This window comes from Thioalkalivibrio sp. ALE30 (genome assembly GCF_000377465.1).
Classification (GTDB): domain Bacteria; phylum Pseudomonadota; class Gammaproteobacteria; order Ectothiorhodospirales; family Ectothiorhodospiraceae; genus Thioalkalivibrio.
In genome coordinates this window covers 174,512-200,663 of the sequence record NZ_KB898169.1, presented here as the reverse complement: position 1 = coordinate 200,663, position 26,152 = coordinate 174,512, and the positions used below count along the sequence as shown (strand labels likewise).

The window sequence follows — 26,152 nt, the reverse complement described above, 5'->3', positions numbered from 1 at the left end:
GCGGGGATGCGGAAGCCCGGGGATCTTGCGGGCGGGGCGAGGCTGGCCGGTCTGCTGGTCGGCCTGGGTCTTCTGCTGGGTGGCTGTGCCGCGCCCCTGCCGGAGGCGGATACCTCGCCGGCCGCCGAGGCCGCCTTCGAGGCCCGCACCGCACAGCTGGAGGCGCTGGACAGCTGGCGACTGGTCGCGCGCCTGGGGCTGGCCTCCGGTGAGGAATACTGGTCCGCCCAGCTCAACTGGCGGGTGCAGGAAGGTCAGCACGTGCTGGACCTGTCCGGCCCGATGGGGCGCGGTGGTGGCCGGCTGACGCTGTCGGAGAACGGCCGCGCGCTGCTGGTGACCCGGTCCGGCGAGCGTTTCCAGGCGCAGGACCCGGATGCGCTCGTCGCGCGGGTCCTGGGCGAGTCGATCCCGGTCAGCGGCATGGTCTACTGGGTGCGTGGCCTGCTCCACCCCGAGGCCTCGTACCAGCTGGATGTCGACGCGGACGGCCGGCCACTGGAGATCCACCAGTCCGGCTGGACCATCGAGTACAACGAGTTCGAGGAAATCGACGGCCTGGCGATGCCGGTCACCATGGTGCTGGAGCGCGAAGGGGTGGAATTGCGGGCCCGCATCGGTCGCTGGCAGCTTGGTGGTGATCCGTCATGACCGCTGCCGTCGCGGGCGGGGCCTTCGACACCACTTTTCCCGCGCCCGCCAAGATCAATCGATTCCTGCATATCACCGGCCGGCGGGCGGACGGATATCACGAGCTGCAGACGGTGTTCCAGTTCCTCGGGCTGGAGGATCGCCTGCGCTTCGAGCCCCTGCCGGCGGGGCGCTTCGAGATGGCGGGCGCGGCCATCGACGGGGCCGACAACCTGTGCCTGCGCGCGGCCCGGCGCCTGGCCCGGGTGGCGAAGACCCCATTTGGCGTGCGTATCCATCTCGACAAGCGGATCCCGGTGGGCGGTGGCCTGGGGGGCGGCAGTTCCGATGCCGCCACCACGCTGGTGGCCTTGAATGCCCTGTTCGAGCTGGGGTGTGATGTCGAGCAGCTGGTGGGGATCGGCCTGGAGCTGGGTGCCGACGTACCGGTGTTCGTGGTCGGCCAGGCAGCCTGGGCCGAGGGTGTGGGCGAGCGGCTCACGGCCGTGGCCCCGGATACCGGCTGGATCCTGCTGATCGACCCCGGGGTTTCGGTCGCCACCGGGGCGATGTTCGGGTGTGCGGAATTGACACGCGACTGCCCCACCGAGACAATTTCGTCCGCCGTCGACGCCAGCCGGTTCGTCAACGTGTTCGAACCGGTGGTGCGGGCTCGTTATCCGGAGGTGGATCGAGCGCTGCACTGGCTGGCGGAGCAGACGCCGCGGGCGCGCCTGAGCGGGAGTGGCGGTTGCGTGTTCGGGGTGTTCCCCGACGAAGCGGCCGCTGGGGCGGCGCAGTCCGCGCAGCCGGCTCCGTGGCGCAGCTGGGTGACACCGCTGGTAAACGTGTCGCCCCTGCGGGCCTGGCTGCCGCCAGGCGGTGTCGAGACAGAGTAAGTCCAGAGTTATTGGGCCGTAGCCAAGCGGTAAGGCAGCGGGTTTTGATCCCGCTAAGCGCCAGGTTCGACGCGAGCGGCGCAGCCGCGACCGACCGTCGCCGAAGGTGACGGCCCGTAAGGGTGGCGCGCAGCGCCATCATCCTGCCGGCCCGGATCGGCGCCGCCGATCCGCGGGATGTGCCGGGCACGACGCCGGCCGGGCAGTACAATAGAGTCCAGTGAGTTATTGGGCCGTAGCCAAGCGGTAAGGCAGCGGGTTTTGATCCCGCCATGCGCAGGTTCGAATCCTGCCGGCCCAGCCATACAACGAAACCGCGGCGCATGGCGCCGCGGCGCCGGCCAAAGGGCCGACAGGGTGAGAACCGGGTTCGACTCGAGCGGCGTAGCCGCGAGCGCACGCCACCGCAGGTGGCGCCCGAAGGGTGGCGCGTAGCGCCATCATCCTGCCGGCCCAGCCATTTCCCGCCTCGCGCCAGAAAGGCGCGAGGCACAACCATCAAGACCCCGGCCCAGCACCGGGGTCTATACTGGGGCCCGGGCGATATCGCAGCCCGCCCCACTCCATCCAGACCGGGACGAACCGTGGTCGACAAGAATCGCATGATGATCTTCGCGGGCAATGCGAACCCGCGTCTCGCCCAGGCCGTTGCCGAGCACCTGGGGCTGCCCATGGGCAAGGCCATCGTCGGACGTTTCAGTGATGGCGAGGTGCAGGTCGAGCTGCTGGAGAACGTCCGCGGTCGCGACGTGTTCCTGATCCAGCCGACCGGCCAGCCAACCAACGAGAACATCATGGAGCTGGTGATCATGGTGGATGCGCTGCGCCGCGCCTCGGCCGGCCGCATTACCACGGTGATCCCGTATTTCGGGTACGCGCGCCAGGATCGGCGCGTGCGCTCGGCGCGGGTGCCGATCTCGGCCAAGGTGGTCGCGAACATGATCGAGGCGGTCGGCGCGGACCGCGTGCTGACGATTGACGTGCACGCCGACCAGGTGCAGGGCTTCTTCAACGTCCCGGTAGACAACATCTATGCCTCGCCGGTCCTGCTGGGCGATGTCTGGCGGCATGTCTCGGGCGATCTGACCGTGGTGTCGCCGGATGTCGGCGGGGTGGTGCGCGCCCGCGCGATCGCCAAGCGGCTGGACGACGCCGACCTGGCGATCATCGACAAGCGCCGCCCGCGCGCGAACGAGTCGGAGGTGATGCACATCATCGGTGACGTGCGCGGCAAGTCCTGCATCATCATCGATGACCTGGTGGATACCGCCGGCACGCTGTGCCAGGCCGCAAAGGCCCTGAAAGAACACGGGGCGCACTCGGTGATGGCCTACGCCACGCACCCCGTGCTTTCTGGCGCGGCAATTGATAACATAAACGGTTCGGCGCTTGACGAGCTTGTGGTGACCGACACGCTGGCCCTGCAGCCCAACGCGCAGAGCTGCGACAAGATCCGGCAGTTGTCGGTGGCGGAGATGCTGGCCGAGACCATCCGCCGCATCAACCGCGAGGAATCCGTCAGTTCGCTGTTCATGGACTAGCGAGAGCGTCGGGCCGAAAACGATTTCGGGAGGTTCGCCTCCCTTCAGCGCCCCGCCTGGTCGCGGGCGGGGTGTGTTCAGGGCGCTTCGGGTGAAGCGCCTTTCATTTTGGAGACCGTAGCAATGAGCATGAGCTTTACCATTGAAGCCGAGAAGCGTGACGAACAGGGTTCGAGTGCGAGCCGCCGCCTGCGTCGCGCCGGCAAGCTGCCCGCCATCCTGTACGGGGCGGACAAGGACGCCGTGGCCATCACGCTGGATCACAACGCGATGGTCCATAACCTGAAGGAAGACGCGTTCTACTCGCACATCCTCAGCGTGAAGCTGGACGGCAAGACCGAGAAGGCGATCCTGCGCGACGTGCAGCGCCATCCGTTCAAGCCGACCATCTACCACGTCGACCTGATGCGCGTGAGCGCCAACCAGCCGATCCGCGTCAGCGTGCCGCTGCACTTCCATAACGAGGAAGAGGCCAAGGGCGTGAAGCTGGGCGGCGGCATGGTCAGCCGCATGATCAACGAGCTCGAGGTCGAGTGCCTGCCGGGCGATCTGCCCGAGTCCATCGATATCGATGTCGTCGAGATGGATGTCGGCGACACCCTGCATATCTCCGAGCTGAAGCTGCCGGAAGGCGTGCAGAGTGTCGCGCTGATGCATGGCGAGGAATACGACTACGCCGTGGTCAGCGTCCTGCTGCCGCGCGCCGCCAAGACCGAGGAAGAAGAGGTCGGGGAAGGCGAGGCTGCCGAGGCCGAAGGTGGCGAGGAAGCCGCGGGTGGCGAAGAGGCCTCCGGCGACGAGTCGGAGTCCGGGGACAAGGAGTAAGCCCCTGCGGCTTGCCGCCTGAACGATGGCGATCCAACCCGAACCGATTCGTCTGGTGGTCGGGCTGGGCAACCCGGGCCCGCGTTATGCCGAAACCCGGCATAACGCGGGTTTCTGGTTTGTGGACACCCTGGCCCGCCGGCATGGCGCGGACTTTCGCCCCGAGAGCCGCTTCGATGGCGAGGCGGCCCGCCTCAATCTGCCCGCGGGCGACTGCTGGCTGCTCAAGCCCATGAGCTTCATGAACAAGAGCGGCCTGCCGGTGCGCAAGTGCGCCGATTTCTACCGTATACCCCCCGAGGGCATCCTGGTCGTCCATGACGAACTGGACCTTGATCCGGGCGTGGTGCGGCTGAAGATGGGTGGCGGGCATGGCGGCCACAATGGCCTGCGGGATCTGCACCGACACCTGGGCGGCCCGAACTACGCTCGGCTGCGGGTCGGCATCGGCCACCCGGGGCATCGCGATGATGTGGTGCCCTTCGTGCTGGACCGTCCCGGCAAGGCCGATACCCAGGCGATCGAGGAGGCCATCGACAAGGCCCTGGATCAGGTGCCTGCGCTGGTGGCTGGACGCTGGGACGAGGCGGTGCGCAATCTGCATGGCGGCAACTCGAAGCCGGCCACGAATTCCGAGGAAACCCGATGAGTCTTAAATGCGGGATCGTGGGTCTGCCGAACGTCGGCAAGTCCACCCTGTTCAATGCCCTCACGCGTGCGGAGATCGCCGCGGAGAACTATCCCTTCTGCACGATCGATCCGAACGTGGGCGTGGTGGAGGTCCCGGATCCGCGCCTGACCCGGCTGAGCGAGATCGTGAAGCCCCAGCGCACGCTTCCCACCACGGTCGAGTTCGTGGACATTGCCGGGCTGGTAGCCGGGGCGGCCCAGGGCGAGGGGCTGGGCAACCAGTTCCTGGCGCATATCCGCGAGACCGACGCCATCGCGCAGGTGGTGCGCTGCTTCGAGGACGACGACATTGTGCATGTCGCCGGCAAGGTCGATCCGATCGCCGACATCGAGACCATCAGCACCGAGTTGATGCTGGCGGATCTGGAGACCGTGAACAAGGCGCTGAAGCGTCTGGAACGGGCGGCCAAGTCGCAGGACAAGACCGCGATCGCCCAGCTCAAGGCCGCCGAGAAGGTCGGGGCCGGCCTGGATCAGGGGGTTCCCGCGCGGGCCCAGGATCTGGACGAGGACGAGCGCCGGGCTCTGTACGATCTGCATCTTTTGACCCTCAAGCCGCTGATGTACATCGCCAATGTCGACGAGGCCTCGCTGGCCGCGGGCAACGCGATGGTGGAGGCGGTGCGGGCTCGAGCGGCCGAGGAGGGCGCCGAGGTGGTCAGTGTCTGCGCTGCCATCGAGGCGGAGATCGCGGTGCTCGACCCGGAGGAGCGCGCGGAATTTCTGGCCGATCTGGGGCTGGAAGAGCCGGGGCTGGACCGGGTGATCCGCACCGCCTATCGCCTGCTGAGCCTGCAGACATTTTTCACCGCCGGCGAGAAGGAGGTCCGCGCCTGGACCGTGCGCCAGGGCTCCAGCGCGCCGCAGGGGGCCGGGGTGATCCACACCGATTTCGAGCGCGGTTTCATCCGTGCCGAGGTGGTCGGTTACGACGACTTCGTGGCCCACAACGGCGAGCAGGGCGCGAAGGACGCGGGGAAATGGCGCCTCGAGGGCAAGGAATACGTGCTCAAGGAAGGCGACGTGGTACATTTCCGCTTCAATGTCTGAGCGTTATACTAGGAATTGACCCGGGGGCGTCGGGCCCTGCCGCCTGGCGCCCTGTTCGGCACCCAATCTCGGAGTACAGTAATGGACGTAATGGATCGTATCCGCCAGCAGGTGGAAGAAAACCCGGTGGTGATCTTCATGAAGGGCACCCCGCAGTTCCCCATGTGCGGCTTCTCCAGCCGTGCAGTGGAGGCGCTGAAGCGCTGCGACCAGGAATTCGGCTACGTGAACGTGATCGCGGACCAGGAGGTTATGCAGAACCTGCCGCGTTTCGCCGACTGGCCGACCTTCCCCCAGGTCTATATCGACGGCGAACTGATTGGCGGCTGCGACATCACCCTCGAGATGTTCGAGAGCGGCGAGTTGAAGAAGATGGTCGACGAGGCCCACGCCAAGCGCGCCGCGAGCTAAAGCGGCTTGTGCCGCAGCCGCTGGCTGCGGCACACCCGAGATCCGTCGTCGCGAGGCCCCGTCCGGGGCCATGGTGATCTCCTGACGTGGCCACCTGCTCCCGCTTCGTGCCCGCGCGCCGGGAGATTGCTTCACCCCTGCGGGGTTCGCAATGACGGGGTTGCGGTTGTGTCATCGCGAGCCGCGCAGCGGCGTGGCGATCTCCGTGGGTGGCCCCCGCGGCCTTTCAATGCCCTTCGCGCTTTTGTGCCACCGACCCTGCGGCGCCTCGTCATGACGGGGGCGACGTCGGGCTCAGCTGCCTGGTGGCAGTTCTTCCGGATCGGGCAGGCGCAGGGCGTTCGCCGGTACGCCGACCCCGTCCTGCCAGCGGTTCGCGATCTGGCAGAAGATGTCCGCCGTCTTTTCCGCGTCGAAGGAGGCGCTGTGGGCGGCCTCCGTATCCCATCCCAGCCCCGCGGCATCGGCCGCGCGCGCGAGTACGGTCTGGCCGAAGGCCAGGGCCGCCAGCGATACCGTGTCCAGGCTGGAGAACGGGTGGAACGGGTTGCGCTTGATGCCGCAGCGTTCCGCCGTCGCGTGCACGAAGCCCAGGTCGAAGTGGGCATTGTGCCCCACCAGGACCGCGCGCTTGCAGTGGTTCACCTTGACCTCCCGGCGTACCTCGCTGAACAGCTTGCCCATGGCCTGATCCTCCGGCCAGGCCGCCCGCAGCGGGTGGTAGGGGTCGATCCCGTTTACTTCCAGTGACTTCGGGTCCAGTTCCGAGCCCTCGAACGGGCGCACATGCAGGCTCACCGTGCGATCGCGCACCAGGTGGTCGTTCGCGTCGCGACGCAGGAATACCGCGGCGATTTGCAGCAGGGCATGCCGGCGGCAGTCGAAACCACCGGTTTCCACGTCGACGACCACCGGAAGAAAGCCGCGGAAGCGGTTCGCCATCGGGCGGTGGTTGGGGTCCAGCTGCAGGGATTCGGGCATTGGGGTACTCGGTTTCGCGCGGGGCGTTGGTTCGGGATGTGGACGGTGCCGGGTCGGGTGCGGGTCCAGCTTCCATAGGTTCGGGCGGAATGGGTGCGGATTGCGCACGTTCCCTCAGTTTTCCCCGACGATCGGCGCCATAGAAGGCTTTCGCTTGACCTGTTGGCGGCACAGTCGGGATACTTGCGCCTTTTATGCCCGCCCGACACCGGCGCATGGTAGCAAATGCCCGACCGCCCGGTGGCCCGGCCCTTTAGTGGCAACCCGATTTCCAACCCGTTTTCAGGGGTAGAGCGCATGGACCCGAACGCGACCGAACACGATATCGACCCGCAGGAGACCCAGGAGTGGATCGACGCCCTGGCCTCCGTGCTGGAGACGGATGGCCCCGAGCGGGCGCATGCCCTCCTCGAACGGCTGGTCGACAAGGCGCGCCGCAGCGGGGCTTACCTGCCGTACTCCGCCAATACCGCCTATGTGAACACCATCCCCACCCACCTGGAGCCCGAGTATCCGGGCGACGGCGCGGTGGAGCACCGCATCCGTTCCTACATCCGCTGGAACGCGATGGCCATGGTGGTCAAGGCCAACCGCGCCTCGGCCGAGCTGGGCGGGCATATCGCGACCTTCGCGTCCGCCGCCACGCTGTATGACGTCGGCTTCAACCACTTCTGGCATGCCCCGTCGCACGATCATGGTGGCGACCTGCTGTTTGCCCAGGGGCATTCCTCGCCGGGGATCTATGCCCGCGCGTTCATGGAGGGCCGCCTGAGCGAGGAGCAGCTGGACCACTTCCGTCGCGAGGTCGATGGCAAGGGCCTGTCCTCCTACCCGCATCCGTGGCTGATGCCGGACTTCTGGCAGTTCCCGACCGTGTCCATGGGTCTGGGACCAATCATGAGCATCTACCAGGCGCGCTTCATGCGCTATCTGCAGGATCGCGGCCTGGCCCAGACCGAGAACCGTCGCGTCTGGAGCTTTGTCGGTGACGGCGAGGTGGACGAGCCGGAGACCCTGGGCGCGATCACGCTGGCCTCGCGCGAGAAGCTGGACAACCTGACCTGGGTGGTGAACTGCAACCTGCAACGTCTGGACGGCCCGGTGCGTGGCAATGGCAAGATCGTGCAGGAGCTGGAGGCGATCTTCCGCGGTGCCGGCTGGAACGTGGTCAAGGTGCTGTGGGGTCGCTACTGGGACCCGCTGCTGGCCAAGGATACCGACGGGTTGCTGCAGAAACGCATGATGGAGGCGGTCGACGGCGACTACCAGAACTACAAGTCGCGCGACGGCGCCTACGTGCGCGAGCACTTCTTCGGCAAGTACCCCGAGCTCAAGCGCATGGTGGCCAACATGTCCGACGAGGACATCTGGCGCCTGAATCGCGGCGGCCATGACCCGGTCAAGGTCTATGCGGCCTACAAGGCGGCGGCCGAGCACAAGGGCCAGCCGACCGTGATCCTCGCGCACACGGTTAAGGGTTACGGCATGGGCGCGGCGGGCGAGGCGCAGAACCGCACCCACAGCCAGAAGAAGATGGACGCGGACGACATGAAGCAGTTCCGCGACCGCTTCAATATCCCGCTGTCGGACGAGCAGGTGGAGAAGGCCGAGTACATCAAGCCGGACCCCGACTCCGACGAGATGAAGTACATGCACGAGCGGCGCAAGGACCTCGGTGGCTACCTGCCGGTGCGCCGCCCGCTGGCCACCCCGCTGGAGATCCCGGGGCTGGATGCCTTCAATGGTCTGCTGGAGGCCTCCGGCGAGCGCGAGATGTCCACCACCATGGCCTTCGTGCGTCTGCTGACCCTGCTCGCGCGCGACAAGAAGATCGGCAAGAACATCGTCCCGATCGTGCCCGACGAGGCGCGCACCTTCGGCATGGAAGGGCTGTTCCGTCAGCTGGGGATCTACTCCTCGGTCGGCCAGCTCTACGAGCCGCAGGACAAGGACCAGGTGATGTATTACAAGGAGGACAAGAAGGGCCAGATCCTGGAAGAGGGGATCAACGAGGCCGGCTCCATGTCCTCCTGGATCGCGGCGGCCACCTCCTATTCCACGCATGGCGTGGCGATGGTGCCGTTCTACATCTTCTATTCGATGTTCGGCTTCCAGCGCGTCGGCGACCTGATCTGGGCCGCCGGCGACATGCGTGCCCGCGGCTTCCTGATGGGGGCGACTGCCGGGCGCACCACGCTGGCCGGCGAGGGCCTGCAGCACGATGACGGCCACAGCCTGATGATGGCCGCCAACGTGCCCAACTGCATCGCCTACGACCCGACCTTCGCCTTTGAGCTGGCGGTGATCGTGCAGGACGGCATGCGCCGCATGTACGCGGAGCAGCAAAGCGTCTTCTACTACATCACCGTGATGAACGAGAACTACCCGCAGCCGGCCATGCCGAAGGGCGCCGAGGAAGGCATCCGCCGCGGCCTGTACCGGCTGCAGGCCGGCGGGCGCAAGAAAAAGAAGGTGCGCCTGCTGGGCTCCGGTACCATCCTGCGCGAGGCCATTGCCGCCGCCGAACTGCTGGACCAGGACTTCGGCGTGGCCGCCGAGGTCTGGAGCGCGACCAGCTTCAACGAACTGGCCCGCGACGGCCGCGATGCCGAGCGCCATGCGCGCCTGCACCCGGACGCCAAACCGCGCACATCCTGGGTGGAGGAATGCCTGGGTGATTCGGATGCGCCGGTGGTCGCCGCGACCGACTACGTGCAGGCCTATGCCGACCAGATCCGTGCCTTTGTGCCGGCCGACTACCGTGTGCTGGGGACCGACGGCTTCGGCCGTTCGGATACCCGCGCCGCGCTGCGCCGCCACTTCGAGGTGGATCGCTACCACATCGCGGTCACGGCCCTGAAGGCCCTGGCCGATGCCGGGACCGTCGAGGTCAAGACCGTGAGTGACGCGATCAAGAAGTACAAGATCGACGTCGAACGGCCCAACCCGTTGCAGGCCTGAGGCCGCCGGACCCGAGGCAGGAGCAGACATGAGCAACACGACTACTGTGCACGTCCCGGATATCGGCGACTTCAAGGACGTCGAGATCATCGAGGTCATCGTCAGCCCGGGGGACACCGTTTCCCCCGAGGACCCGCTGATCACGCTGGAATCCGACAAGGCCTCCATCGAGATCCCCGCCCCGCAGGGCGGCACCGTGAAGGCGCTGAAGGTAAAGGCCGGCGACCGCGTGAACGAGGGCGACCCGATCCTGGAACTGGAGCCCTCCGACGAGGGTGCCGCCGAGGACACCTCCGCCAAGGACGAGGCACCGAAGCAGGAAGCGCCGTCTTCCGCGGAGGCCCCGGCCGAGCCGGCCCCCGAGGCCGAGAAGTCGCAGCCTGCCCCGAAGGCCGCCGACCGGGCCGATCCGCGGCCGTCGCCGACCGAACACATCCGTGACGAGTCGGCCTTCCGCAAGGCCCATGCCTCGCCGGTGGTGCGCAAGTTCGCGCGCGAGCTGGGCGTGGACCTGAGCAAGGTCGAGGGTTCCGGGCGCAAGGGGCGCATCCTGCGCGAGGACGTGCAGGGCTTCGTCAAGCGCGCGCTGAGTCAGGGTGCCGGCGGCGGCCTGGGGGTCGAGCCGATGCCGGAGATCGACTTCTCCGAGTTCGGCCCGATCGAGACCCAGCCGCTGTCGAAGATCAACAAGCTCACCGGCAAGAACCTGCACCGCAACTGGGTCACTGTCCCGCACGTGACCCAGTTCGACGAGGCCGACATCACCGAGCTCGAGGACTTCCGCAAGTCGCTGAAGGCCGAGTACGAGAAGAAGGGCGTGAAGGTCACCTTCCTGCCGTTTTTGATGAAGGCGGTGGTCTCCGCGCTCAAGCAGTACCCGCGTTTCAATGCCTCGCTGGATGCGACCGGCGAGAACCTGATCCTGAAGCAGTACTACAACCTCGGCATCGCGGTGGACACGCCGGACGGCCTGGTCGTCCCGGTGGTGCGCGACGTCGACCGCAAGAGCCTGGTCGACATCGCCGCTGAGCTGATGGACCTGTCCCAGCGCGCCCGCGACAAGAAGCTCAAGCCCGCGGACATGCAGGGCGGCTGCCTGACCATCTCCAGCCTCGGCGGGATCGGCGGCACCCAGTTCACTCCGATCGTGAACGCCCCCGAGGTGGCGATCCTCGGTGTGTCGCGCTCCAGCATGAAGCCGGTGTGGAATGGCAAGGAGTTCGAGCCGCGCCTGATCCTGCCGCTGGCGCTGTCGTACGATCACCGGGTGATCGACGGCGCCCTGGGCGCCCGCTTCGCCACCACGCTGAGCGCATTGCTGTCCGACATGCGCCGCATGCTTCTGTAATCGCAACCGGAGTGACTGGATGAGCCAGACCAAGACCATCGAGGTCCCGGATATCGGGGATTTCAAGGACGTCGAGATCATCGAGGTCCTGGTACAGCCGGGCAGCGAGATCGCACCGGAGGACCCGCTGATCACGCTGGAGTCCGACAAGGCGACCATCGACGTACCCGCCCCCGAGGCCGGTACGGTGAAGAAGCTGCATGTGAAGGTCGGCGACAAGGTCTCCAAGGGCAGCAAGCTCCTGGATCTTGAGGCCAGTGGCGAGGCCGCGAGCGGAAGCGAGGACGCCCCCGCAGCCGGTGGCGACAAGGCCGAATCCGCCAAGGCGGAATCGGGCGCCGCGAGCGAGTCGCAGAAGGCCGCACCCAAGGCGGCCGCTGACCCGAACACCGACAGCCAGTGCCAGGTGCTGGTGCTGGGCTCCGGCCCCGGTGGCTACACCGCCGCCTTCCGCGCCGCGGACCTGGGGCTGGACGTGGTGATGGTCGAACGCTACCCGCAGATCGGTGGGGTCTGCCTGAACGTGGGCTGTATCCCGTCCAAGGCGCTGCTGCATGCCGGCGAGGTGCTGCACGAGGCCGAGCGCTTTGCCGCGCTGGGCATCAAGTTCGGCGAACCGGAGATCGACCTCGACGGACTGCGTGGCTACAAGGGCAACGCGGTCAAGAAGCTGACCGGCGGGCTCAAGCAGCTGTGCAAGCAGCGCAAGGTGCGCGTGGTGCAGGGTGTCGGCGAGTTTGTCGGCGCCAACAGCATCGCGGTTGAGGGCGATGACGGTCGCGAGGTGATCGGTTTCGAGCACGCGATCATCGCGGTCGGTTCACAGGCGATCAAGCTGCCCGGCTTCCCCTGGGACGACGAGCGGGTGATGGACTCCACCGACGCCCTGGATCTCGCGGAGATCCCCGAGCGCATGCTGGTGGTCGGCGGCGGCATCATTGGTCTGGAGATGGCCTGCGTGTACGAGGCGCTGGGCAGCAAGGTGACTGTGGTCGAGCTGTCCGACACCCTGATGCCGGGGGCGGATCGCGACATCGTGCGTCCGTTCGAGAAGCGCGCGAAGAAGCGTTTCGAGAACATCTTCCTCAAGAGCAAGGTGACCGAGGCCAAGGCCACCAAGGCCGGCATCGTCTGCCAGTTCGAGGGCGAGGCCAAGGGCCTGCCGGAAGAGGATACCTTCGACCGCGTGCTGGTCGCCGTGGGGCGCAGCCCGAACGGTGCGAAGATCAAGGCCGAGGCGGCGGGCGTGCAGGTAACCGACCGCGGCTTTATCGAGGTCGACAGCCAGCAGCGCACCAATGTCGAGCACATCTTCGCCATCGGTGACGTGGTCGGCCAGCCGATGCTGGCGCACAAGGCCACCCACGAGGGCAAGGTGGCGGCCGAGGTGATCGCCGGGCACAAGGTGCACTTCGACGCGCGCGCGATCCCGTCGGTGGCCTATACCCATCCGGAGGTCGCCTGGATGGGCGTGACCGAGGAACAGGCGAAGGCCGACGGCATCGAATACACCAAGGGCGTGTTCCCCTGGGCCGCCTCCGGTCGCGCGATCGCGCTGGGCGCCGAGGACGGCATGACCAAGCTGCTGTTCGACGCCGAGGGTCGGGTGATCGGTGCCGGCCTGGTTGGGCCCTCCGCCGGCGATCTGATCGGCGAGGCGATGCTGGCGCTGGAGATGGGGGCGGAGATGGAAGATATCGGCCTGACCGTGCATCCGCACCCGACCCTCAGCGAGACGGTGGCCTTCGCCGCCGAGGTCGCGCACGGCTCGATCACCGATATCCTGCCGCCGAAGAAGCGCTAGACCTTCATGGCCGGCCCGAGCCAGTGGCTGCGTCGTGCACTCCCCATCCTGGTGCTGGGTGTCGGCGTGGCGACGGCCGGCGCCGAACCCTACAGCGATCCGCTGGAGCGCAGTGACTGGCAACTCGTCGAGGACGATGCCACCTGTCGTATCGAGCAGACCGTGCGCCACGGAGGGGTGCTGCGTCTCGATCAGCGCCCCGGGCTGGTGACCGCGGCCTTCTGGCAGGCCCCGTATGCGATGCCGGAGGATGCCGCGCCGCGTCTGCGCACGGGTGCTCCGGAATGGCTGCGGCCGGCTACACATGCCCCGCTGGATCTGCGTCTGCAGGCCCGGGGAGCCCGGCTGTTCCGGGTCCCTCAGGGCATGGTCCAGCCCCTGAAGGCACGCTTGCTGGCGGGGCACGACGTCCGTATCGATTTTCCCGATGGTGACGGGTCGGTCCACTTCCGCGGCATCCGGTTTGCCCTGCGCGCACAGGACTTTCGCGCCTGCCGCGCGGGGCAGGCCGACCCGGCCGCCGCCCCCGAAATGGCTGCGCTGGATCGCTGGCGCGTCTACTTCGAGACCGCCAGTGATCGCCTGAATGCCGAGGCACGCGCGGAGCTGGAGGCGGCCGCGCGTGCCCTCGCGGCGGAAGAGAATCCCCGGGTTCGGGTCGTGGGCTGGACCGATGCCACGGGGCCGCTGGCGCTCAACCGTCGCCTTAGCCGCAGCCGGGCCGAGGCCGTGCGGGACGCCCTGGTGGAAGCGGGTGTGCCGGCCCGGGGAATCGAGATCGAAGCGGCCGGTGTGGATCCGGCCGCCGAGGGTGCCCGCCCGGCGTCGCGGCGCAGCGATATCTGGTGGCTGGACCGAGATCGCGTGCCCCAGGAGCCGGGCCAGGGCCTGGAGGGGTCCTCGGCGGAGGCGGCCCCAGCACCGGTCGAACGCCCGGTATCCGCGCCGTCGGCGCCCTCCGGTACCCCGGCGTGGTAGTGACGCCGTTCACCAAAACGACTATATCTTCACGTTAAGACAAGGATTGGCATTTTTATGAGCTCCTCGATCAATCGCGTCGTCCTCGCCTATTCCGGCGGTCTGGATACCTCGGTCATCCTCAAGTGGCTGGAAGAGACCTATGGCTGCGAGGTGATCACCTTCACCGCCGACCTGGGCCAGGGCGAGGAGGTCGAGCCGGCCCGCGCCAAGGCCGAGGCCCTGGGGGTCAAGCAGATCTACATCGAGGACCTGCGCGAGACCTTCGTGCGCGACTACGTGTTCCCGATGTTCCGCGCGAACACCATCTACGAGGGCGAGTACCTGCTGGGCACCTCGATTGCGCGACCGCTGATCGCGCGCCGGATGGTGGAGATCGCCGAGGAGACCGGCGCCGACGCCATCGCCCACGGCGCCACCGGCAAGGGCAACGACCAGGTCCGCTTCGAGCTCGGGGCCTATGCGCTGAAGCCGGGCATCCAGGTGATCGCCCCCTGGCGCGAGTGGGACCTGAACTCCCGCGAGCGCCTGATGGCCTATGCCGAACAGCACAGTATCCCGGTGGACTACGCCAAGAAGGGCACCAAGTCGCCGTATTCGATGGATGCCAACCTGCTGCACATCTCCTACGAGGGCGGGCCGCTGGAAGACCCGTGGACCGAGGCCGAGGAAGACATGTGGCGCTGGTCGGTCTCGCCGGAGGCCGCGCCGGATGCATCCGAGACGCTGACGATCGGCTTCGAGAAGGGCGATCCGGTCTCGATCAACGGCGAGCGCCTGAGTGCGGCGGAACTGCTCGCGAAGCTGAACGAGCGTGGCGGGGCCCACGGTGTTGGGCGTCTGGATATTGTCGAGAATCGCTATGTCGGCATGAAGTCGCGCGGCTGCTACGAGACCCCGGGCGGCACCATCCTGCTCAAGGCGCGCCGCGCGCTGGAGTCGATCACCCTGGACCGCGAGGCCGCGCACCTGAAGGACGAGCTGATGCCGCGCTACGCCAGCCTGATCTACAACGGCTACTGGTGGAGCCCCGAGCGGCGCATGCTGCAGGCCGCGATCGACGACACCCAGGGCGTGGTCAACGGCGAGGTGCGCCTGCGCCTGTACAAGGGCAACGTGATCGTCGCCGGTCGCCGCTCCGAGGACACCCTGTTCGACGACGCGATCGCCACCTTCGAGGACGATGCCGGCGCCTACGACCAGAAGGATGCCGAGGGCTTCATTCGCCTGAACGCACTGCGCCTGCGCATCGCCGCCAGCCGCAATCGGAAGCCCACATGAGATGACGGACCGCGACCACCAGCCTCCGCGGTCCCGATGTACCCTGGAAGGGCGCACCGGCGTGGCGTGGGGGCTGGGAGGGGCGGGCCTGCTGCTTCTTGTACTGCTCGGGTGGTGGATGCCCGGTGCGCTGCCGGCCGCGGGAGCGGGCGACGCCGACGCCCCCGCCGAAAAGCGGCTGGTGCTGGGGGTCCTCGCGCACCGTGGGGACGAGGTCGCGCGCAGCCGCTGGACCCCGTTCGCCGAGTACCTGTCGGAACAGGTGGACGGCGCGTCCTTCGAACTTGAACCCGTGGACAACGATGGGTTGCAGGCGGCCGTGGCGGAAGGTCGCTTCGATCTGATCCTGACCAACAGCGGTTCCTACGTGATGCTGGAGCAGCAGCACGGCATCTCCCGCATCGCCACCATGCAGCCGCGCCAGGTTGGCCGTGACGAGGATCGTTTCGGTGCGGTGGTGATCACGCGGGCCGATCGCGAGGATCTGGTAGAGCTGGACGACCTGCGGGGGCAGCGACTGTCGGCCGTGCACCCCGACGCCTTCGGGGGCTGGTGGATGACCTGGCGCGAGTTGCAGGCGGCCGGTCTGGATGTCGAAAGCGACCTGGCGGCGCTGGTGTTCACCGGCTTCCCGGTCGGTCGCGGGCTCGACTGGGTGCTGCAGGGCGAGGTCGATGCCGCGACCTTTCGCACCGGCATCCTGGAAGATCTCGCGGCCCGCGGGGATCCGCGGGTGGACCAGGTCCGTGTGGTCGGCGAACGCGCCTTTCCCTCGTTCACCTACCGCGCCAGCACGCGACTGTATCCCGAGTGGCCGCTGGCCATGCGCGGTGACCTGGACGCCGGGCTCGCCCACGCGATCCTGCTGGCGACCCTCTCGCTGGACGAGGGGCATCCGGCCAGCCGGGCGGCCGGTATCGGAGGCTGGGCCGCGCCGCGTTCCTACGAGGACGTGCACGGCCTGATGTACGAACTGGGGGTGGGTTTGTACGCCCCGCAGCCGTTTGATGTCCTGGCCTGGCTGCGCGGCCATCTCCTGTGGCTGGTGTCGGTGCTGGCGGCGGTTGCGCTGGTGGCACTGCTGTATGTGTCCCGGGTCCATGCCCGGGTGCGGCGCTCCGGGCACAACCTGGAACGCAGCATGGACGCGATCCCCGATGCGGTGATCACCCTCGATGCGCATGGCGGCATCTCCTACGTGAACCCGGCGGCCCGGGATCTGGCCGGACTGACCCGCGATCAGGTCCTGGGCTGCTCGCTGGACCAGCTCCTCGACCTGCGCGAGCTCGGGACGGGCCGCCCGCTGTTACCGGACAATGCCCGGGGCGAACGGCTCGACCAGGTCCTGGGCGAGCGCTCGGATGCGCGCCTGGTCCGGCGCGACGGGCACGAACTGATCGTGCGCATCGCCCGTACGGCCCTGGATCCGGTGGCCGGCAGTTCGGTCCGTACCCTGCTGGTGCTGACGGACGTGTCCGAGGAGCGTCGGCTGGTCGACCGCCTCGTGCACGAGGCCAGCCACGACGGACTGACCGGCCTGCTGAACCGGCGCGCCTTCGAGCGCGAACTGGAGATCGCGATGCACGCGGCCCGCGAGAATCGCGCGGTGGCCAGCCTGTTGCTGGTGGACCTCGACTACTTCAAGGAGGTCAACGACCGTCATGGACACCGCGTGGGCGACGACCTGCTGCGTCAGGTGGCCCATGTCCTGCGCCAGTTGACCCGCGGCCATGACGCCGTGGCCCGGATCGGGGGCGACGAATTTGCGATCATTGCCCGTGACACCAACGCCGAGTATGGGCGTATTCTTGGTCAGCGCATCTGCTCGGCCCTCGGTGACCGGCCGTTGCAGGTCGAAGCACGTGACGTCACCATTGGCGCATCGGTAGGCGTGGTCGAGCTGGGGCCCGATATCCCCGGCGTGGACGAGGCGTTCGTCGCCGCCGACCGGGCCTGCTACCACGCCAAGGACCAGGGTCGCGGCCAGGTCGGGCTCGCGCGCAAGGCGGATATCCATCCGATTGCCGGATCCTGAGGCGATCCGGTCCCCGGCCTGCGCGGAACGGCTTCGTGCCGGCACGGTCCATGCGACACCGGTGCGGCGCCGGTTCGAAAGAAAGGAATTACATGTCCATTGTCTCCCGCTTGCGACCGGGCCTGCTGGCCCTGATGTTTCTTGGCCTGACCGGCTGCGCCACGGTGCCCAGCGAGGACCGTCACCCGGATGATCCCTGGGAGTCCTACAACCGCGCCGTGTTCGAGTTCAACCAGGACTTCGACGAGTCCCTGCTGCGGCCCGCGGCGGTACAGTACCGGCGCCTTCCGCAACCGGTACAGACCGGGGTTGGCAACTTCTTTTCCAATCTCAACGACTTCACGGTCCTGTTCAACAACCTGTTGCAGGGCAACCTGGAGAATGCCGCGTCGGACACCGGGCGCATCATGTTCAACACGACCTTTGGGCTGTTCGGACTGATCGACGTGGCGTCGCCAATGGGGCTGGACAAGAACAACGAGGACTTCGGCCAGACTCTGGGCGCCTGGGGCGTGGCCCGTGGCCCCTACCTGCAACTGCCCTTCCTCGGACCGAGCACGGCGCGGGATGCCCCGGCGCGGCTGGTGGATGGCTACACCAGCCCGCTCTATCACACTAACCTGCGCGACGATCACACGGGGTGGTGGATCGGCCTGATCGCGCTGGACGTGGTCGACATGCGCGCCGGTCTGATCTCCACCGAGCGCATGCTGGCGCAGTTGTCCGATGACCCCTATATCGCGATGCGCCAGGGCTACCTGCAGCGCCGCGACTTCCTGGTGCGCGGCGGTATGGGCGATGAGGAGGCCGATGCGATGCTGGACGAGCTGGAAGAGCTCGAGGCGCTGGAGGCCATGGAGGCCGAGGAGCAGGGGCGTTGAACGGTCTGACTCCGATGCTGAACATCCTGCGCCTGCACAGCGGACCGCAGGACCTGCCGGCGGATAACGGCACCCTGATCTTCTGGGTCGGCATCGCGCTGATCGCCGGGATGGTGATCGGCATCCCGCTGTACGGCTTCGGCCAGGCGCTGGCGCTGAACGTGATGGACCTGGTGGTCCTGTACGCCTTTGTCGTCATCGTGCTCAGTCTGCGCGGGGTGCCGGACCGCTGGCGCCAGACCTTCACCGCCATGGCAGGAGCGGGCGCGGTGCTGGGGCTGTTGATGGCGCTGCTGATGCTGCTGGCGGGCGGCCCTGATCCGGCGCGCGAGCCCGAGGACGTGGCCACCGGCATCGTGCTCGGGATGCTGGTGCTCTTCGCCTGGCTGTTGCTGGTGTTCGGCCACATCCTGCAGCAGGCGCTCGGGCTGGGCATGCGACTGGTGGGTATGCTCATTGCGCTGGGCTACATCGTGATCTCCAGTGTGCTCACCCAGACCGCGATCGGGCTGTTCCAGTGAGCGCCGGGCACCTGCACATCCTGGGCATCGGCGGGACCTTCATGGGCGGGCTGGCCCAGCTCGCCCGGGCCCGTGGCTACACCGTCACCGGCTCCGACCAGAAGCTGTATCCGCCCATGAGTGACCAGCTGGCGCAGGCGGGGATCACCTGGCGCGAGGGCCATGATCCGGACACGCTGCCCGACCGGGGCCCGGTGGTGGTCGGCAATGTGATGCGGCGGGGCATGCCCGTGGTCGAGGCGCTGTTGGAGCGCGGGCTGGACTACACCTCGGGGCCGCAGTGGCTGGCCGAACACCTGCTGCGCGACCGCTGGGTGCTGGCGGTGGCCGGTACCCACGGCAAGACCACCACCGCCAGCCTGCTGGCCTGGATTCTGGAATACGCCGGCATGGCCCCGGGTTTCCTGATCGGCGGGGTGCCGGGCAATTTCGGGGTCAGCGCGCGCCTGGGGGATGCGCCGTTCTTCGTGATCGAGGCGGACGAGTACGACAGCGCCTTCTTCGACAAGCGCGCCAAGTTTGTCCACTACCGCCCGCGGACCCTGGTGCTGAACAATCTCGAATTCGATCACGCCGACATCTATCCGGATCTGGCCGCGATCGAGCGGCAGTTCCATCATCTGGTGCGCACCGTGCCGGGCCAGGGGCGCATCCTGCTGCCGGCCGGCGATGCCGCGCTGGAACGGGTGCTGGAGATGGGCTGCTGGACCCCGGTGGAGTACCTGAGCACCCATCCCGATTCGGGGGTGTCCGCCGCGCTGGCCGCGCGCCCGCTGAAGGCCGATGCATCGGAGTTCGAGGTGCTGGCGGATGGCGCCGTGATCGGGCGGGTCGCCTGGTCCATGAGCGGCCGGCACAACCTCGCCAATGCCCTGGCCGCCCTGGGCGCGGCGCGCCATGCCGGTGTGCCCCTGGCCGCCGGGATTGAAGCGCTTCCGGAGTTTCGGGGGGTGCGGCGGCGCCAGGAAGTCCGCGCCGAGATCGACGGCATCCGGGTGATCGACGACTTCGCCCATCACCCCACCGCGATCCGCCTGACCCTCGAGGGGCTGCGCGGACAGGTGGCCCCGGGCGGGCGCCTGGTGGCGATCCTCGAGCCGCGCTCCAATACCATGCGCATGGGGGTGCACGCGGAGGCCCTGGGCACCGCGCTGGAAAAGGCCGATGCGGTGCACCTGTACCATGCCCCGGAGATCGACTGGTCCACCGAGGGGCTGCAGCGGCAACTCGGCGAGCGGCTGTCCGTGGCGCGCGATATCGAGTCCCTGCTGCAGGGGATTCTTGCCACGGCGCGCGCCGGCGATACGCTGGTCATCATGAGCAACGGAGGCTTCGACGGGCTGCACCTGCGCCTGATCGAAGCCCTGCAGGGAACGCCCGCATGAGTGAACGCCCGCGCAGCATCTCTCTGGCCCTGACCGGTGCCTCCGGGGCCCCCTATGGCCTGCGCCTGCTGCAGTGTCTGGTGGAGTCCGGGGTTCAGGTGCATCTGATGCTGTCGAAGCCGGCCCAGGTCGTCCTCGGTCTGGAGACGGACCTGGACGTGCCGGGCCGTCCGGTGGAGATCGCGCGCTACTTCACCGAACTCTACGGCGCGGCCCCGGACCAGATCCACTGCTACGGGGCCGAGCAGTGGACCGCACCGGTGGCCAGCGGCTCCGCCGTCCCGGAGGCGATGGTGGTCTGCCCCTGTACTACGGCGACCGTATCGGCGATCGCGACCGGGGCCTCGCGCGGCCTGATCGAGCGCGCCGCCGACGTGGTCCTCAAGGAGCGGCGCCGGCTGCTGCTGGTGGTGCGCGAGACCCCGTTCTCCGAGATCCATCTGGAAAACATGCTGCGTCTGGCGCGCATGGGCGCGGTGGTGATGCCGGCCAACCCGGCCTTCTATCACCGGCCCCAGTCCATCGACGACCTGATCGACTTCATGGTGGCCCGCGTGCTGGACCATCTCGATGTCGAACATGCCCTGGTGCCGCGCTGGGGCGCCGCCGTCCCGCCGGGAGAGGATGCATGACCACGCTGCCGCTGTTTCCGCTGAACACGGTGCTGTTCCCCGAGGGGTTGCTGCCGCTGCGCATCTTCGAGACCCGCTATCTCGACATGGTGCGCCGCTGCCTGCGCGACGATGGCCGCTTCGTGATCGTCGCGACGGAGCCCGCCCCGGAATCCGGGGCGCTCCCGGCCGAGACCGATCCCTCCGCGGGTTTCTACGGCGTGGGGACCGAGGCGGCCATCGTGGACTGGGATCAGCGGCCGGATGGCCTGCTGGGCATCCTGGTGAAGGGCGAGGGTCGCCGCGTGATCCACAACCCCCGCCGCGCCGACGACGGCCTGTGGCTGGGCGAGGTGGAGTCGCTGCCGGAATACCCCGAGGTGAGCCTCCCGGTCGATTATGCCTCGCTGGCGGACCTCCTGGAGCGCCTGCTGGACCAGCTGGGGACGCCCTGGTCCCACCTGGAACGGCGCTTTGACGATTCCACCTGGGTCGCCGCCCGCCTGACCGAGCTGCTGCCGATCGATCTCGAGATCAAGCAGCAGTTGCTGGAGGCGGACGACCCCATCGAACGCCTGGAGCGCCTGCGAGCGGCCATGCTCGCAGCGTCGAAATCCTGAAACCCGGCGGCGGGGCTGTTAAGGTTTCGGATCAAATTCTTAACCGGAGCCTCTTCCATGGCCGTTCAGGAACTCACGCAGGACAATTTCGAATCCACCATCACCGGGAATGACATCGTCATCCTGGACTTCTGGGCCCCGTGGTGCGGCCCGTGCCAGCAGTTCGCCCCGACCTTCGAAGAGGCCTCCGGCAAGCATTCCGATGTGGTCTTCGCCAAGGTGAACACCGACGAGGAGCAGGGCATCGCCGGCGCCTTCCAGATCCGATCCATCCCGACCCTGATGATCTTCCGCGAGCAGATCATCGTGTTCTCGCAGCCGGGCGTGCTCTCCGCCGGCCAGCTGGACGAGGTTCTGGGCAAGGTCCGCGAGCTGGACATGGAACAGGTGCGCGCCGACGTCGAGCGCCAGCAGCAGGAACAGCAGCAGGCCGGCGGCGCGTAAACCGTCCCGGACGACTGTCTCCAGCGGGCGCTGGCCCGCAGGACCGAACCCGGCCGGGTGCCCGCCCCGCCGGGTTTTTTCGTGTGGGGCGTGTGCTGGCGCCGTAGAATGGGCGCTGACAGCCCCGACCCCGCCTTCAGGCGCGAAAGGATGCCTTCACCATGCCCTCCTCTCCCCAGGATGCCGGCCCCTCATGCTGAGCGTGATGACCCAGATGGGGGCGCTGATCGTCGCCGGCGTGGTATGGCGCGCACTGCAGCCCGGCGGCCTGGACGCCGACAACACCCGCCGGGTCCTGACCACCCTGGTTTACTACCTGCTGCTGCCGGCGCTCGTCCTGCAGGTGCTGTGGGTCGCGCCGCTGGGCCTCGACTCCCTGCGGATCGCGCTGGTGGCGGGCCTTACGGTCCTGGCGATGGTCGGGGTCACGTTGCTGGCCTGCCGCGTGTGCATGGCCGAACGGGCTGCCATTGGCGCGATGCTGCTGGCGGCGGCCTGGCCCAACGCGACCTATCTGGGCCTGCCGGTACTCGACAGCCTGTTTGGCGAGGCCGGGCGTGCGGTGGCGATCCAGTACGACCTGTTCGCCTGTCTGCCGCTGGTACTGACCCTGGGGGTGCTGCTGGCGCGGCGCTACGGGGATCCCGAGGCCGTGCGCCTGTACGGGGGCGGCAGCCCGCTCCGGGCCCTGGCGGCGGTGCCGTCCATCTGGGCGGCGGTGGTCGGCGTGGTGCTGAATCTTGCCGGTGTCCCGCTGGTCGACTGGCTGGATGTCTTTCTCGGGTTTCTGGCCGACAGTGTGGCGCCCTTGATGCTGTTCTCGCTGGGGCTGGCGCTGGTGTTCAACCGCTTTCGCGGGCACGATGCCCGGCCGCTGGCGGTGGTGGCCGTGGTCCAGCTGGTCCTGGCTCCCGTCTTTGCCCTCGGGCTGGTGTTGTGGACGGGGCTCGAGGGGGTGCCCGGTGTCGGGTCGGTACTGGAGGCGGCGATGCCGGCGATGGTGCTGGGGCTGGTGTTCTGTGATCGCTTCCGGCTGGATACCGGGCTCTATGCGGCGGCGGTGACGCTGACGACGGCGCTGTCGCTGATCACCCTGCCGCTGTGGTTTGCCCTCGCCACTCATCTCATCGCCTGATCTTCGGTTTGTGGCTGGTCCCGGTTCGTCTCCCGGTGTTTACGGTGCCTCCGGTCCGGCGCCCGCCTCGTGGTGGCTGGTCCTGGTTCGTCCTCCGGTGTTTACGATGCCTCCGGTCCACGTACTGCCGTGCGCTGACTCGCCAGCGCGCCGCGAGGTCCTTTCTTGCTTGCCCAAGAAAGGACCCAAAGAAGGGCACCCGGATTTCGCCCGGGAACCTCGCTCCGGGCGTGCTGGGCCGGCGGCGCTGAACTCGCTGCGCCTTCGGCTTCGCTCAGACATCCAGCGCCTTCTCCCGGCCCATCACGCCCTCCACGAGGGGCTCCATACGGGAAGCGAAGGTCAAAACCGAACGCATCCCCATGTTTGCGCCTAACCAAAGGCAACGCCGCTCGAAAGCCCCTGGCGCCCGCCCTGCGGGCGCGGCACGCAACGGCCGAGGGCCAAGCGTGCCCAGGGTGTTCGAAAACCCAGCCTTCATCCACTGGCAAGACCGTCGGGACGGCTGTTGTCTTGACCTTGACCCCCCGTTGTCGTCGCGCCGAGTGGAGAGGGTTTTCGCGGGATCAGAGGCGCTGGATGTCTGAGCGGAGCCGCAGGCGCAGCGAGTTCAGCGCCGCCCGCGAAAACCCTCGGAGCGAGGGAAACCCCGGCCCGCACAGCGGGCCGGGGTCGCGGCAGTCGGGCGTGTTTCTTGGGTACTTCTTTGCACGAGCAAAGAAGTACCTCGCGGCGCGCTGGCGAGTCAGCGCCTGGCAGTATGTGGACCGGAGCCACCGTAAACACCGGATGCCACTCCAGGGCCAGCCACCATCAGGCAGGCGGTGGACCGAAGGCGCCGTAAACACCGAATGGCGAAACAGTCGCTGCCACCGCCATGGCGCAACCGCCCGTTCACGCACAGGGGAGCGCTGACCCGTGGGGGCTAGCGCAGGAGCATCAGGATGCCGGCGAGGATCAGCACGCCGGCGAAGCCGCGGCGGAGGATGGCGACGGGCAGGTGATGCGTGAGCCAGACACCTGCACGTACGCTGATGGCTGTGCCGATCACCACGCCGAGGATGGCCGGCAGATAGAGATAGCCCAGCGCCCACTCCGGCGCCTGGTAGGTTGGATCGGTCCACTGCGGCAGGGCGAACACCAGGCTCGCGCCGATGGAGATCGGCACGCCGAGGGCCGCGGCCGAGCCGATCGCCCGGCGCAGTTCCAGCCCCTGGCTGACCAGGAACGGCGTGGTCAGCGTGCCGCCGCCGATGCCGATCAGCGAGGAGACGGCCCCGATCACGGTGCCGCCGCCCAGCCAGACGCTGCGCCTCGGCACGGGCGCCTTCGGCGGCTGAACGTTCAGCAGCATCCAGATGCCGATCGCGACCTCGAAGGCGCCGAAGATGCGCCCCAGGTGGTCGGAGTCGATGCGCGTGGCCAGCCAGGCCCCGAGCAGGGCCCCGACGATGATGCCGGGCAGCAGGCGCCGCACGGCCGTGCCGTCCACCCCGCCGCGGCGGTGATGGGCGCGGGCCGACAGGATCGCGGTGGGGATGATCGCGCCCAGCGAGGAGCCGACCGCGAGCTGCACCAAGCTGGCCGAGTCGAAGGCCAGCAGGCTGAAGATGGCGACAAATACCGGCACCAGGATCAGCCCGCCGCCGATGCCGAACATCCCGGCCGGGATACCGGCGACCAGTCCCAGAAGCACAAATAGCAACCCCAGCGCCAACGGTGACTGGATCAGCGTATCGATCATTCGTGCGTGGTGCCGGGTCGTGAGTCAGGACACAGTGGGCCGGCAAGCCGCTGGGGTTGCCGGCCCACTGCTCAGGGGGGAGGGAGTGCGCTCAGAGCGCCTTGAAGCACTTGCGGGCGGCCTCGATGGTGGCATCGAGGTCCGCGTCCGAGTGGGCGTTGGACATGAAGCCGGCCTCGAAGGCACTGGGGGCCAGGTAGATGCCCTCGCCCAGCATCGCGTGGAAGAAGCGGCCGAAGGCGGCGGTATCGCAGGCCGTGGCGCCGGCGAAGTCGGTGACCTTCTGGTCCGAGAAGAACAGGCCGAACATGCCCGGCACCTGGTTGGTGGTCAGGGCGACCCCGGCCACGCGCGCGGCGTCCTCGAAGCCCGCCACGACCTTCTTCGTGCGCTGCTCCAGTTCGTCGTGGAAGCCCGGACGGGACAGAATCTCCAGGGTCTTGAGCCCGGCGGTCATCGCGATCGGGTTCCCGGACAGGGTGCCGGCCTGGTAGACCGGGCCCAGCGGCGAGAGGTGTTCCATGATCGCGCGCTTGCCGCCGAAGGCCCCCACCGGCATGCCGCCGCCGATGATCTTGCCCAGCGTGGTCAGGTCCGGGGTGACGCCGAGATAGCCCTGGGCACAGTTTTTCGAGACGCGGAAGCCGGTCATCACCTCGTCGAAGATCAGCACCGCGCCGTGCTGGTCGCAGACCTCGCGCAACGTCTCGAGAAAGCCCGGTTCCGGCGGGATGCAGTTCATGTTGCCGGCGATCGGCTCGACGATGATGCAGGCGACCTCGTCGCCCTTCTCGGCGAAGAAGGCGCGCACGCCGTCCGGGTCGTTGTAGGTGAGGGTGCTGGTCAGCGCGGCCAGCTCCTTCGGCACGCCGGGGGAGCTCGGCTGGCCGAGGGTCAGGGCGCCGGAGCCGGCCTTCACCAGCAGCGAGTCGCCATGGCCGTGGTAGTTGCCCTCGAACTTCACGATGCGGTCGCGCCCGGTGTAGCCGCGCGCCAGCCGGATCGCGCTCATCGTGGCCTCGGAGCCCGAGTTGGTCATGCGTACCAGGTCCATCGACGGCACCAGCTCGCAGACCTTCGCGGCCATGTCGTTCTCCAGCCGGGTCGGGCAGCCGAAGGACAGGCCGTTGTTGCAGGCCTCGCGCACCGCCTCGATCACCTCGGGGTGGGCGTGGCCGGCGACCATCGGGCCCCAGGAGCCGATGTAGTCGATATAGCGCTGGCCGTCGGCGTCCCACATGTAGGCGCCGTTGGCGCGGTCCATGAAGATCGGGGTGCCGCCCACGCCCTTGAACGCGCGGACCGGGGAGTTCACGCCCCCGGGGATGTGCTGCTTGGCGGCCTCGAACAGACGCTCGGTTTCCTGCATGACGGTGT

24 protein-coding genes and 1 tRNA gene are annotated in these 26,152 nt (G+C 67.9%); 21 read left to right on the top strand and 4 right to left on the bottom strand.

All coding sequences use genetic code 11. The features are described 5' to 3' along the window. Positions 1 to 6 precede the first annotated feature (6 nt). The 8 genes from lolB to grxD all read left to right on the top strand — a co-directional run bounded on the left by lolB (position 7) and on the right by grxD (position 6,046). Complete coding sequence (gene lolB, locus D107_RS0104040) at positions 7 to 651, top strand: lipoprotein insertase outer membrane protein LolB (protein WP_018876037.1); 645 nt, start codon at positions 7 to 9, stop codon at positions 649 to 651. Then, the gene (gene ispE, locus D107_RS0104035; RefSeq protein WP_018876038.1) at positions 648 to 1,529 is read left to right on the top strand and encodes a 4-(cytidine 5'-diphospho)-2-C-methyl-D-erythritol kinase; all 882 of its coding nucleotides are present in this window, start codon (positions 648 to 650) and stop codon (positions 1,527 to 1,529) included. The genes lolB and ispE overlap by 4 nt, the downstream gene beginning before the upstream one ends. Positions 1,530 to 1,758: 229 nt before the next feature. Beyond that, positions 1,759 to 1,833 (top strand) — tRNA-Gln (locus tag D107_RS0104025). A 298-nt stretch (positions 1,834 to 2,131) separates the two neighbouring features. Beyond that, positions 2,132 to 3,070: a ribose-phosphate diphosphokinase gene (locus tag D107_RS0104020; protein WP_196799341.1), complete on the top strand. Its 939-nt coding sequence runs from the start codon at positions 2,132 to 2,134 to the stop codon at positions 3,068 to 3,070. A gap of 123 nt (positions 3,071 to 3,193) precedes the next feature. After that, positions 3,194 to 3,895, top strand: coding sequence for a 50S ribosomal protein L25/general stress protein Ctc (locus tag D107_RS0104015; RefSeq protein WP_018877276.1), 702 nt, complete (start codon positions 3,194 to 3,196; stop codon positions 3,893 to 3,895). Positions 3,896 to 3,920: 25 nt separating this feature from the next. Continuing rightward, entirely contained in the window at positions 3,921 to 4,544 is a 624-nt protein-coding gene (pth, locus tag D107_RS0104010) for an aminoacyl-tRNA hydrolase (protein WP_018880835.1), read from the top strand. Continuing rightward, positions 4,541 to 5,635, top strand: coding sequence for a redox-regulated ATPase YchF (ychF, locus tag D107_RS0104005; RefSeq protein WP_026280739.1), 1,095 nt, complete (start codon positions 4,541 to 4,543; stop codon positions 5,633 to 5,635). Before pth ends, ychF begins: the two co-directional genes overlap by 4 nt. 81 nt (positions 5,636 to 5,716) lie before the next feature. Next, positions 5,717 to 6,046: a Grx4 family monothiol glutaredoxin gene (gene grxD, locus D107_RS0104000; protein WP_018876041.1), complete on the top strand. Its 330-nt coding sequence runs from the start codon at positions 5,717 to 5,719 to the stop codon at positions 6,044 to 6,046. Positions 6,047 to 6,340: 294 nt separating this feature from the next. On the opposite strand, the gene rnt is transcribed toward grxD, so the two are convergent. Next, positions 6,341 to 7,027: a ribonuclease T gene (gene rnt / locus D107_RS0103995; protein WP_018876042.1), complete on the bottom strand. Its 687-nt coding sequence runs from the start codon at positions 7,025 to 7,027 to the stop codon at positions 6,341 to 6,343. Between the two features lie 297 nt (positions 7,028 to 7,324). On the opposite strand from rnt, the gene aceE reads away from it, so the two are divergent. The 13 genes from aceE (at position 7,325) to D107_RS0103930 (ending at position 23,031) form a co-directional block, all read left to right on the top strand. Further along, entirely contained in the window at positions 7,325 to 9,988 is a 2,664-nt protein-coding gene (gene aceE, locus D107_RS0103990) for a pyruvate dehydrogenase (acetyl-transferring), homodimeric type (protein ID WP_018865842.1), read from the top strand. After that, entirely contained in the window at positions 9,930 to 11,336 is a 1,407-nt protein-coding gene (gene aceF / locus D107_RS0103985; RefSeq protein WP_081619353.1) for a dihydrolipoyllysine-residue acetyltransferase, read from the top strand. Before aceE ends, aceF begins: the two co-directional genes overlap by 59 nt. Positions 11,337 to 11,355: 19 nt before the next feature. Then, entirely contained in the window at positions 11,356 to 13,140 is a 1,785-nt protein-coding gene (gene lpdA / locus D107_RS0103980) for a dihydrolipoyl dehydrogenase (protein WP_018880832.1), read from the top strand. A gap of 6 nt (positions 13,141 to 13,146) precedes the next feature. Beyond that, entirely contained in the window at positions 13,147 to 14,118 is a 972-nt protein-coding gene (locus tag D107_RS0103975) for an OmpA family protein (RefSeq protein ID WP_018880831.1), read from the top strand. Between the two features lie 57 nt (positions 14,119 to 14,175). Continuing rightward, positions 14,176 to 15,399, top strand: a complete 1,224-nt coding sequence (locus tag D107_RS0103970) for an argininosuccinate synthase (RefSeq protein WP_018865838.1) — start codon at positions 14,176 to 14,178, stop codon at positions 15,397 to 15,399. Between the two features lie 118 nt (positions 15,400 to 15,517). Continuing rightward, positions 15,518 to 17,434 (top strand): diguanylate cyclase, encoded by a 1,917-nt coding sequence (locus tag D107_RS0103965; RefSeq protein WP_018880830.1) that lies wholly within the window; start codon positions 15,518 to 15,520, stop codon positions 17,432 to 17,434. Between the two features lie 92 nt (positions 17,435 to 17,526). Further along, positions 17,527 to 18,315: a VacJ family lipoprotein gene (locus D107_RS0103960; RefSeq protein ID WP_018880829.1), complete on the top strand. Its 789-nt coding sequence runs from the start codon at positions 17,527 to 17,529 to the stop codon at positions 18,313 to 18,315. Then, a complete protein-coding gene (locus tag D107_RS0103955; protein ID WP_026280737.1) occupies positions 18,312 to 18,836 on the top strand; it encodes a hypothetical protein in 525 nt (174 codons plus the stop codon). The genes D107_RS0103960 and D107_RS0103955 overlap by 4 nt, the downstream gene beginning before the upstream one ends. Continuing rightward, on the top strand, positions 18,833 to 20,221 hold the full coding sequence (gene mpl, locus D107_RS0103950; protein WP_018880827.1) for a UDP-N-acetylmuramate:L-alanyl-gamma-D-glutamyl-meso-diaminopimelate ligase: 1,389 nt from the start codon (positions 18,833 to 18,835) through the stop codon (positions 20,219 to 20,221). The genes D107_RS0103955 and mpl overlap by 4 nt, the downstream gene beginning before the upstream one ends. Continuing rightward, complete coding sequence (locus D107_RS0103945; RefSeq protein WP_018880826.1) at positions 20,218 to 20,853, top strand: flavin prenyltransferase UbiX; 636 nt, start codon at positions 20,218 to 20,220, stop codon at positions 20,851 to 20,853. The genes mpl and D107_RS0103945 overlap by 4 nt, the downstream gene beginning before the upstream one ends. Then, the gene (locus D107_RS0103940; RefSeq protein WP_018865832.1) at positions 20,850 to 21,452 is read left to right on the top strand and encodes an LON peptidase substrate-binding domain-containing protein; all 603 of its coding nucleotides are present in this window, start codon (positions 20,850 to 20,852) and stop codon (positions 21,450 to 21,452) included. Before D107_RS0103945 ends, D107_RS0103940 begins: the two co-directional genes overlap by 4 nt. A gap of 57 nt (positions 21,453 to 21,509) precedes the next feature. After that, the gene (trxA, locus tag D107_RS0103935; RefSeq protein WP_018865831.1) at positions 21,510 to 21,896 is read left to right on the top strand and encodes a thioredoxin; all 387 of its coding nucleotides are present in this window, start codon (positions 21,510 to 21,512) and stop codon (positions 21,894 to 21,896) included. A gap of 193 nt (positions 21,897 to 22,089) precedes the next feature. Further along, a complete protein-coding gene (locus D107_RS0103930; RefSeq protein WP_018880825.1) occupies positions 22,090 to 23,031 on the top strand; it encodes an AEC family transporter in 942 nt (313 codons plus the stop codon). A gap of 274 nt (positions 23,032 to 23,305) precedes the next feature. Here D107_RS0103930 and D107_RS14160 read toward each other — a convergent pair whose 3' ends face one another. The 3 genes from D107_RS14160 to hemL form a co-directional block, all read right to left on the bottom strand. Beyond that, positions 23,306 to 23,512, bottom strand: coding sequence for a hypothetical protein (locus tag D107_RS14160; protein WP_026280736.1), 207 nt, complete (start codon positions 23,510 to 23,512; stop codon positions 23,306 to 23,308). 444 nt (positions 23,513 to 23,956) lie between these two features. Then, positions 23,957 to 24,775 (bottom strand): sulfite exporter TauE/SafE family protein, encoded by an 819-nt coding sequence (locus D107_RS0103920; protein ID WP_018880824.1) that lies wholly within the window; start codon positions 24,773 to 24,775, stop codon positions 23,957 to 23,959. 91 nt (positions 24,776 to 24,866) lie between these two features. After that, on the bottom strand, positions 24,867 to 26,144 hold the full coding sequence (hemL, locus tag D107_RS0103915; RefSeq protein ID WP_018880823.1) for a glutamate-1-semialdehyde 2,1-aminomutase: 1,278 nt from the start codon (positions 26,142 to 26,144) through the stop codon (positions 24,867 to 24,869). Between the last annotated feature and the right edge of the window lie 8 nt (positions 26,145 to 26,152).